Genomic DNA, 9,718 nt, shown 5'->3' with positions numbered 1-9,718 from the left:
CCCTCAAGGAGTACGACATTCCGCTGATCGCCGACGGCGGCGTGCGCTTCTCCGGCGATCTGGCCAAGGCGATTGCCGCCGGTGCCAGTGCGGTGATGGTCGGCGGCCTGCTGGCCGGCACCGAGGAAGCCCCGGGCGAGGTCGAACTCTACCAGGGCCGTACCTACAAGGCGTACCGTGGCATGGGCTCCATGGGCGCGATGTCGCAGAGCCAGGGCAGCGCGGACCGTTACTTCCAGGACAAGAACGCCGGCGCCGAGAAGCTGGTGCCGGAAGGCATCGAAGGCCGCGTGCCCTACAAGGGCCTGATGAGCGCCATCGTCCACCAGCTGATGGGCGGGCTGCGCGCCTCCATGGGCTACACGGGCTGCCGCGACGTCAACGAGATGCGCACCAAGCCGGAGTTCGTGCAGATCACCGGCGCGGGCTTCAACGAATCCCACGTCCACGACGTGCAGATCACCAAGGAAGCCCCCAACTACCGGGTGAGCTGACCCCGGAGTTCAGTAACACGGCGGCGGGCAAAGGCCCGTCGCTTGCTTTTTACAGCTCTTGTCAACGCCTTAGCGGCCGCGCCTACACTGCTTGAGAGATACCGCCATGACCGACATTCACGCCCACAAGATCCTGATTCTCGATTTCGGCTCCCAGTACACCCAGCTCATCGCCCGCCGCGTGCGCGAGATCGGCGTCTACTCCGAGGTTCGCGCCTTCGACATTAGCGAAGAGGAGATCCGCGAGTACAACCCCAACGGCATCATCCTCGCCGGCGGGCCGGAGTCGGTCACGGAGCTGGATTCCCCGCGCGCCCCGGCGTGCGTGTTCGAGATGGGCTTGCCGGTCTTCGGCATCTGCTACGGCATGCAGACCATGGCCGAGCAGCTCGGCGGCAAGGTGGAAGGCTCCCAGCAGCGCGAGTTCGGCTACGCCCAGATCCAGATCGACGCGGACAACGCCCTGTTCGACGGCATCAGGGACCACGTGGATGCGGCATCCGGCAAGGCGCTGCTCGACGTATGGATGAGCCATGGTGACAAGGTCGCCAAGGCGCCGGACACCTTCACCGTGACCGCCTCTACCCCGAGCTGCCCGATTGCCGCCATGGCCTGGGAAGAGAAGCAGTTCTACGGCGTGCAGTTCCACCCGGAAGTGACCCACACCCTGCAGGGCCAGCGCATCCTCGAGCACTTCGTGCTGAACATCTGCCAGGCCGAGAAGCTCTGGACCCCGGCCCAGATCATCGAAGACCAGGTACAGCGCGTACGCGAGCAGGTGGGCGACCGCCACGTGCTGCTCGGCCTCTCCGGCGGCGTGGATTCCTCTGTCGTCGCCGCACTTCTCCACAAGGCGATCGGCGACCAGCTCACCTGCGTCTTTGTGGATAACGGCCTGCTGCGCAAGGACGAAGGCAACCAGGTGATGGAAACCTTCGCCCAACACATGGGCGTGAAGGTGATCCGCGTCGACGCCGAAGAGCTGTTCCTCTCCAAGCTCAAGGGCGAGAACGACCCGGAAGCCAAGCGCAAGATCATCGGCAACACCTTCATCGACGTGTTCGACGAAGAGGCCAGCAAGATCGACGGCGTCGAGTTCCTCGCCCAGGGCACCATCTACCCGGACGTGATCGAATCCGCCGCCAGCAAGACCGGTAAGGCCCACGTGATCAAGTCTCACCACAACGTGGGGGGCCTGCCAGAAACCATGAAGCTCAAGCTCGTCGAGCCGCTGCGCGAGCTGTTCAAGGACGAAGTGCGCAAGCTGGGTCTCGAACTCGGCCTGCCCTACGACATGGTCTACCGCCACCCCTTCCCGGGACCGGGCCTGGGCGTGCGCATCCTCGGCGAAGTGAAGAAAGAGTACGCCGATATCCTGCGTGAAGCCGACGCCATCTTCATCGAGGAACTGCGCGCCTCCGGCTGGTACGAAAAAACCAGCCAGGCTTTCGCCGTGTTCCTGCCGGTCAAGTCCGTCGGCGTGGTCGGCGACGGCCGCCGCTACGAATGGGTCATCGCCCTGCGCGCCGTCGAAACCATCGACTTCATGACCGCCCGCTGGGCGCACCTGCCCTACGAGCTGTTGGAGAAGGTGTCCAACCGGGTGATCAATGAGTTGGAGGGGGTTTCGCGGGTGACTTATGATGTTTCTAGTAAGCCGCCAGCGACTATTGAGTGGGAATGATGAACGTGGTATGACAGGAAGAAGGGTTCATCGAAAGATGAGCCCTTTCTTTTTTTATGCTAGATTTAATTAGTGAATGTTGTTTTTTATAAATAGTTCATTTTTTAATAGATGCTGCTGTTTTTAATAGGCGATGCTGGTAAATGGAAAAGTATGACAATGTTGTTCTAAATAGCCGAGCTAAATATGGACAGTTCTATACTGATGCTAATGTAGGGCGCTTGCTTGTCAGTCGTATAGAAACTGCCGCTCCAAATTCTGTGATTGATCTAGGGGCTGGACTCGGAAGTCTTTCGATGGCGGCAAGTAAGAAATGGAAAAGCGCGTCTATTGTAAGTGTTGAGTTAGATAGCCTTTCTAGTTTTTCATCTTTGAAAAAAAATCATTTTCATATATACGCTGATGCGCTTGACTATGATTTGCCAAATAAGATTAAAAATGAATACGGCGAATTTGATGTGGCATTATGCAACCCTCCATATACGAGGCCATTATGGAAACCAGAATATGAGAAAATTCTTGAAGAAGCTGGACTTAGCGAAACAAGAGGCGTCTCTAAAGATGGTCGTGCTGAATTGCTTTTTTTAGCTCAAAACTTAAGACTAACAAAAAGTGGTGGAGAGTTAGGCGTTATAGTGCCGAGTGGGATTATAACTGGTGAGCGATCGATAGATGTCCGAAAGAATCTATTAGATAATTATTGCTTAGAAAGTGTTGTTGACTTGCCGCGAGGTGTGTTTTCAAATACAGAAGCAAAAGCACATATTTTATTTTTAAAAAAATCATCTCCTTATAAAAAAAATATTAAACTTTATGAAGTGAAAAAAAAAGGTGGAGTTTCGAGGCCAATTTTCATACCAAGAGAAGCAGGAGTAGATCGTCTCGACTTTAGTTTTCATAGCCAAAAAATTCAGAAAGGTAATAGCCACTGTAAACCATTAAGTTTTTTCGATGTGAGTATTGTTCGTGGATCTTTTTCATCTAAAGAGGTAAAAGAAGCACTAATTCCAGTGTTTCACACAACTGATTTTCCCATAAATTCGAAAACATCTGTCGTTAACTTGCCGGTAGTTAGTGAAAGGTTAGTTGATCGATTTGCGCATGCGATTCAAGGGGATATTTTAATCGCAAGAGTTGGCAGAAATCTTGAAGAGAAAGTTTGTTATGTGCAAGAAGGAATAGTTCCTGTATCTGACTGCGTTTTTATATTGAGAATTATTGATATTGAGCTGAGAAAGGTTGTCTTTGAATACCTTGTTTCAAATGAAGGAAAGCAATGGTTAGGGTCTTGCTCAAGAGGAGTTGGCGCTAGATATATCACTCGCTCTGATCTTCTAAATATGAATATCAAGCTTTAGAGGCTAATATGAAAGAAGAGTTGACACATCAAGAAGAGGCTGAACTTCAACAAGCTTTGGATGAAAGGGCGGACCATATAACTGCGGAACAGTTAAAAAAGGGTACTGCACAGGGGGAGTTTTTTAATTCAATTCATAAGTCATTAGTGGCTAGAGGGACAAAGTTAATCGTAGGTCCTAGAGGATGTGGTAAAACACATCTTATGCGCTATACATGGTTGTTATGTAAAGAGGATGATTCTCTTCCTTTAGCAATTTATGTTACATTTAATCGTTACTATAGACTTGAACCTTTGCTAAGGGGCCGTGCTAATGCCACAGACCTTTTTCACGTTTGGATTCTTGCTAGAATAGTAAAGTCACTTAAAGAAGCTGTGCCTAGTTCTTTATTAAAGAGCGTTAGCCATGAAAAGTCTAGGTATTTAGGTTTTGATGATGAACTTCTAGATGGCTTAATAGGTCGGCTAGAAAGAGGAGTGTCGTTAACTGAAGATGATGATTATGTTGTAAAGAATATTAATATAAATGAATTGATATTGACGGTCGAATTAGCTGTTGATCTTTTGGGGAGAAAACGAGCCGTTATATTAATGGATGACGCTGCTTTAACGCTTACCCCTGAGTACTTGACAGAGTTTTTTGATGTGGTACGAGTATTGAGAACACAAAAAATTTCTCCTAAGGCTTCAGTATACCCCGCCACAGATTATGGTGCCAAGTTTCACGCTGATCATGAGGCAGAGAAAGTTAACGTCTGGCTTTCTGTAAATGATCCTAGTTATATTGATATAATGGGGGCGATATCAAAGCAAAGATTTCCAGTCTTAGATATAAATCAAGACGTTGACTTCTTGTTAAGATATGCTGCTTTTGGAGTGCCGCGAGCGTACCTTACTATGCTAAGAGAGTATGAGCATGGTAAAGGAAGACCTCATCAGTTAGCAAATAAAGTCATTGAGTCACATTACAATTCTAGAAAATACGAATATGAGTCCATGTCTATTAAAGTGCCTAGGTTTGAAACTTTAATAAAGGCTGGTATGCAGATTTTTGACTCAATGATTCACGATCTTAAAGATTTTAATGCTAAATCTATCGAGAAAAATGAAAAGCAGTTAATGCTAGGTGTTCCAGGAGTAGAGATAGCAGCGCAACCATTAGTAGATAGAATGTTTAATCTTCTAATAGAAGCGGGAATGTTGTATGAAAATCCAAGTGTATCGCATGGAGAAGATAGAATTTACCGACGCTATACTCCTCACTTGGCGGCACTAATATCTTTACGTGCACTTAGTGGAGGAAGTCGTAGTTCCTCAGCAAGCCTAACTTTAAAAACAATAGGCTTAAAATCTGCAAAGCATCCGCTCAGAAGAAGTGTTTCTAAGCTTGCTGACCGTGAGATTTTGGAAGGTTTACGAATAGATCTTCCTCCATGTAGAGTATGCGATACACCAAGGTTAACAGACCAACAGAAGTTTTGTCATAACTGTGGTAGTCAATTGTTAGATGACTCAACATTTACTAAGTGCATGTCTTTACCCCTGAATAGTGTGCCTGGCTTAACTGCTTGGCAAAAAGAAAAAGTATCAAAGCTTGAAAGAGTTCAAACAATTGGTGATTTATTAGCTATACGCGACCCAGGAACTGAGTTACGCAAAATTCATAGGGTTGGAACTGTTCGCGCAAGTAAAATGATAGAGCTTGTTATAAGTTTTGTTGATGATTTTTTATCTTGATTACAGGGTTATCTTTCCATGGCTATAGAACAAAGTCTTTTTCGCTCTATTACAGTAGTTCAGACATCTCAGCAGAGCGTTGAAACTACTGCTATGTTTGATGCAACTTATGTTGACCAGGATATGAGCCCAGTCGATCAATTTATAGATAATACTAATAAAATAAACACTATTTATTTGCCTTTGAACCATTTGAGTCGTGAAATGGGTACGTTGGTTCTTCTTGGTTATATGTCGGCAGTTGAAAGCTACTTTAGAGCTGTTTTTAGGCACTTAGTGAATGTGGACGAATACTCTAGAAAACTAGTTGAGCCTCTAAATGTTACTTATGGAGCTGCTCTTAATCATAAGCCTGAAATATTAGCTGAAGCTTTGCTTGAGGAGTACTCTTTTTCTAGTTCTTATAATGTTAAACAAGCATTAAAAGATTTTGCGGGTATTAAAGGTAATTGTCCATCTGAAGTTGAAAAGTCTTTCTTAGATTACCAAAAAATATGTGAGATGAGACATTGTTGTGTACACAGATTTGGAAAGCTTGGAACAAAAAATGCTATTAAACTTGGTTTAGACTCCCATAAAGATATATTGGAAAAACCGCTTTATTTAACTATAGATGGTCTGCAAGATGTTTCAGAGGTCATTAGAAACTTTGTTAAAATAATTAATAATTATATGTTTGAAAGTATTTTGTCAAGGACTTTTAAAAATCGTGTAGATAGTGGTGTGATACCTTATAAAAATAATTGGACTTGGGATTTTAGAAGAGATAAAAATCGTTTTTCAAAGTATTATAATATCTTTTCAAGCAGTCTTGATACTCGTCCCTCGCCTCCCATGAAAAATGTTTATGATAGTTTTAGAGATAGCTTTAAGTAGACTTTTTGATTAGCTTTTAATGATTAAAGTGTTGATTTTAGTTTCGTGAGTTACTATAAATGCTATTCTAAGACGCAGGTGATTAGGTTTGTCGTAAGTCGTGTTATATGATGATGAGATTTAGTGTTTGGTGTGGAGTTAGTTCCCTGAGCTGAGCCAGGATATTACCCCCACAATAACCCTCTGTGTCAGTCTAGTGGTTCGGTTAGCGCAATCGCATCAATAAAATTCAGAGAGAGCGAAATGAAGCCTATGTGCCACTTTATTTTAAAGAACGTAAAGCCGCCGTACTAAAAAAGTTACTGCTATCCCCGCCAGTCCCGTGTAGTTCAGCTCAAAATGCAATAGCTGAGATGAGCATGCTGCTGCGGCTCCAGACGCGCTTAGTAGAGTAACGGATAGGGGAGTGATAACGCCACGCTATTTAAGTGTCAGATCGCCATCATATTCAATGCACCTAAGCTCATTGGTTACGGGATCAGTGAACTCGAAGCCTTTGGAGAGTAGCTGCAAGGGGCGCTTATAGTCATCCGGCGAGAGCGGCTGCAGCACTGGGTAGTAGCGGTCGTTCAAAATCGGCCAGCCGAGTGACTGCATGTGCAGGCGTAGCTGGTGGCGGCGCCCGCTGACGGGGTGTAATTCGAACAGCGCCTGAGTGTCGGTTTGCTGCACGCAGCGGATCACCGAGTGGCTGTTGGCGTCGCCCTCATTAATTCGCATGCGAAAGCGCTGCTCGCTGGGTTCGATGCGATTCTTGACGTCCCACTCTCGACCCACCCATGACGTAGAGCCGTCTACCTCGGCGATGGCCTGATAGGTCTTGTGAATCTGGCGTGACGTGAACAGCTGGTGATACAGCGCGCGGGTTTCGGGATTCAGCGAACACAGCACCAGCCCTGCTGTCACTCCATCCAGGCGATGCACCGCTTGCAGCGCCTCGATCCCCGTGCTTTGTCGCAGACGCTGTTGCAGGCACTCGTTGACGTAGCGCCCGCCGGGTGTGACCGGCAGAAAGTGCGGTTTGTAGGCCACCAGAATGTGCTCGTCTCGATAGACAATATGCTCGGCGAAGGGAATGCTCGGCTCGCGTGCCACTTCGCGATAGTAGAACACGCGAAGATGGGGCTTGAAGGGTGATGCCGGTGTAATCAAGGAGCCGTCATCGCGATGCACCTTGCCGGTGGCCATGCGCTCGCGCCATGTCGCCTCACTGATGGCCGGAAACATGAGCAGCAGATACTCAAGCACCGTCGATACACCGGGATTGAGCTGAGGCAGGCTCAGCTTCGAAGGGCATTGGCAAATGGACATGACAGGTATCGCAGGTTGGGAAGCGGGGAAAGTGGTAAGAAAACCTCGCCCTCAAGACGGTCGCGCTAGTGTAACCGACGTCACCCCTTTATTGGGTAGCGCCACTCTTTAGAGTCCGGCCTTGTGATGACCAGCCCCAATCCGAGGAGCATATGGTAGAGCAGGCTCAGGATGGCACCTGCGGTACCGAACCGGTCCGGGTCGCCCTTCCGCGCCCGCCGGGATATTCGGTATGGCAATGGCGTAGACCATGGCAACGATGGTCATGCTGATCAGAAAGGCCGGGCTGAACGCTGGCAAGCTTCGCCAATTAGCAATTGAGCCGAATAATCTTCATAATCGGCTCATACAATGATTCGAATAAGCATGGTAATTGGCTCATGTATATTTGGGAGCGGCGCAATTGGCCTTCGTTCGACTGGGATGAGCCCGCTTTACGCCCCTTGCTGGATGCCATAAGGCTGCTGCAAGGGCGCGCGGTGGGGCGAACGGATGCAATGTCTGAACACACGGATTTAACCGTGGAAATGGACGCGCTCATTCAAAACGCCATTCGCACCAGCGAGATCGAGGGCGAGCGTTTGGATGTTGGTTCCGTGCGCTCGTCGGTGGCTCGTCATTTGGGGTTGGAGCAGGCGGGCGTTACTCTGCGAACCACCCCGGAATCCGAAGCGCTGATCGAGCTGCTGCTTCAATCGACTCGCCAGCCCGAGGAGCCGCTATCCCGGCAGATGCTATGTCATTGGCAGTCCTTGCTCTTCGTGCAGCGCTCCGGCTTGCTTCACGAGGTACGCGTGGGCGAGCTACGTGGCGATCACCCCATGCAGGTCGTATCGGGTCGAATGGATCGGCCGACGGTGCATTTCGAAGCGCCGCCGCGGGCCCAATTGGAAGGGGAGCTCGAGGCGTTCCTCGAATGGTTCAACCAGCCGCCGGAAGGGCTCGACCCTTTGGTTCGAGCAGGTATTGCCCACCTTTGGCTGATTACGCTGCATCCGTTTGACGACGGTAACGGGCGTGTTACGCGTGCAGTGACCGATCGGGCGCTGGCCCAGGCCGAACGGCAGTCCATACGCTTTTATTCGTTGAGTGCCGCGATCATGGCGCGGCGCGAGGCCTACTACGATCATCTTGAAAGTACCCAGAAGGGCGGCTTGGATATCACGCCTTGGCTTGCGTGGTTTCTGGATACGCTCAAGGAAGCGCTCGAACAGGCGCTATTACGTATCGATCGGGTGCTACTGAAAACGCACTTCTGGCAGCGTCACGCGACCACGGTGCTCAGCGAGCGGCAAATCAAGGTGCTCAACCGACTGCTGGATAATGCGGGCGAAGCGTTTACGCAGGGCATCAATGCCCGAAAATACCAGGCGCTGGCGAAGGTGAGTAAAGCCACCGCCACGCGAGATATGATCGAGCTGGTCGAAAAGGGCTGCTTTTATAGGCTGCCTGGCGGGGGGCGCAGTACGCGTTACGCGGTGCTGCTTAATGAAAAAGGGAAAAGTACATCGTCGTAGCGATACCGTAGCGCGCTGGGCTGCCAAACAGACCGGTACGTTACAATCGGCTCAAGGTTCATGAGTCGGCTATTGGATCAAGGGAAGTTTGGGTAACCAGGGCTTGGGAGATATGGCTCGGTGTTAGTCGCGCTCACCCGACCTGAACCCGCGCTCCAGCATAATCACTCTCGGCCACCCCCGTACAAAGCGCATGCCATTGGCAGTCGACACACGCACGCCGTGTGCGCCCGGCGCGAAACGCCACCCTGAGCGATGCCAGCATTGCATTATCCAGTTCCAGGGTATCGCCAACGGTCAGCGAGCGGCCCAGCGTTTCGCTGATCGCCTCGAGCGCGGCGGCATCCCGCGCGATGACGCTGTGGTTCAGGCAGTGGGGCGGCTCGCAGGCGGGGGTGAAGAGCGGGGCGCAGATGTCATCCGGCCCCGCGACCAGCTTCACCGGCTCGCCGCCGGAGAGGCGCGCGGCGAGCCGGTCGTAGTTGGCCACGAAGGCGGCGCTGTAGCCCTTGCCCACGTAGGTGAGCAGGCAGAGCAGGTGGTGGCCGCGTAGCCGAATGGTCATGCGTCGCCGCGGTGGCGGCGGGCGAGCAGCTTGAGCGTCACGGTGGCCAGGGCCGATTTCAGCACGCTGCCGACCAGGAAGGGCGCCACGCCTAGTGCGATGGCCTGCTCCATGCCAATGAGCCCAGCAAGCCAGGCGCCACCGGCGGCCAGGCAGAGCACGTGAGCCAGCATCATG

The 9,718-nt window shown here is 50.6% G+C and carries 9 protein-coding genes; 6 read left to right on the top strand and 3 right to left on the bottom strand.

The genetic code is table 11. The annotated features are described in order from the left end of the window. From BIS11_RS05180 to BIS11_RS05160, 5 genes are all read left to right on the top strand, one after another. Positions 1-494, top strand: a 494-nt coding sequence (locus tag BIS11_RS05180) for an IMP dehydrogenase (protein WP_253585791.1), incomplete at its 5' end; no start/stop codon positions are given. Between the two features lie 106 nt (positions 495-600). Then, positions 601-2,178, top strand: a complete 1,578-nt coding sequence (gene guaA, locus BIS11_RS05175; RefSeq protein WP_253425228.1) for a glutamine-hydrolyzing GMP synthase — start codon at positions 601-603, stop codon at positions 2,176-2,178. Positions 2,179-2,321: 143 nt separating this feature from the next. After that, positions 2,322-3,536: an N-6 DNA methylase gene (locus BIS11_RS05170; RefSeq protein ID WP_253425231.1), complete on the top strand. Its 1,215-nt coding sequence runs from the start codon at positions 2,322-2,324 to the stop codon at positions 3,534-3,536. An 8-nt stretch (positions 3,537-3,544) separates the two neighbouring features. After that, positions 3,545-5,272 (top strand): hypothetical protein, encoded by a 1,728-nt coding sequence (locus tag BIS11_RS05165; protein WP_253585790.1) that lies wholly within the window; start codon positions 3,545-3,547, stop codon positions 5,270-5,272. 18 nt (positions 5,273-5,290) lie between these two features. Further along, a complete protein-coding gene (locus tag BIS11_RS05160; RefSeq protein WP_253425817.1) occupies positions 5,291-6,148 on the top strand; it encodes a hypothetical protein in 858 nt (285 codons plus the stop codon). 420 nt (positions 6,149-6,568) lie between these two features. On the opposite strand, the gene BIS11_RS05155 is transcribed toward BIS11_RS05160, so the two are convergent. Next, positions 6,569-7,396: a pseudouridine synthase gene (locus tag BIS11_RS05155; protein ID WP_253425814.1), complete on the bottom strand. Its 828-nt coding sequence runs from the start codon at positions 7,394-7,396 to the stop codon at positions 6,569-6,571. A 443-nt stretch (positions 7,397-7,839) separates the two neighbouring features. Here BIS11_RS05155 and BIS11_RS05150 point away from each other — a divergent pair, with 443 nt between their 5' ends. Further along, complete coding sequence (locus BIS11_RS05150) at positions 7,840-8,976, top strand: Fic family protein (RefSeq protein WP_253425812.1); 1,137 nt, start codon at positions 7,840-7,842, stop codon at positions 8,974-8,976. Positions 8,977-9,109: 133 nt separating this feature from the next. Here BIS11_RS05150 and BIS11_RS05145 read toward each other — a convergent pair whose 3' ends face one another. Further along, positions 9,110-9,541: a DUF1284 domain-containing protein gene (locus BIS11_RS05145; protein ID WP_253425810.1), complete on the bottom strand. Its 432-nt coding sequence runs from the start codon at positions 9,539-9,541 to the stop codon at positions 9,110-9,112. Continuing rightward, on the bottom strand, positions 9,538-9,718 hold a 181-nt coding region (locus BIS11_RS05140; RefSeq protein WP_253585789.1), incomplete at its 5' end, for a biotin transporter BioY. The genes BIS11_RS05140 and BIS11_RS05145, both read right to left, overlap by 4 nt.

The organism is Halomonas sp. 707D4 (genome assembly GCF_024158685.1).
Classification (GTDB): Bacteria; Pseudomonadota; Gammaproteobacteria; order Pseudomonadales; family Halomonadaceae; genus Vreelandella.
The sequence above is the reverse complement of the archived record's forward strand: the minus strand, read 5'-3'. Positions and strand labels throughout refer to the sequence as shown.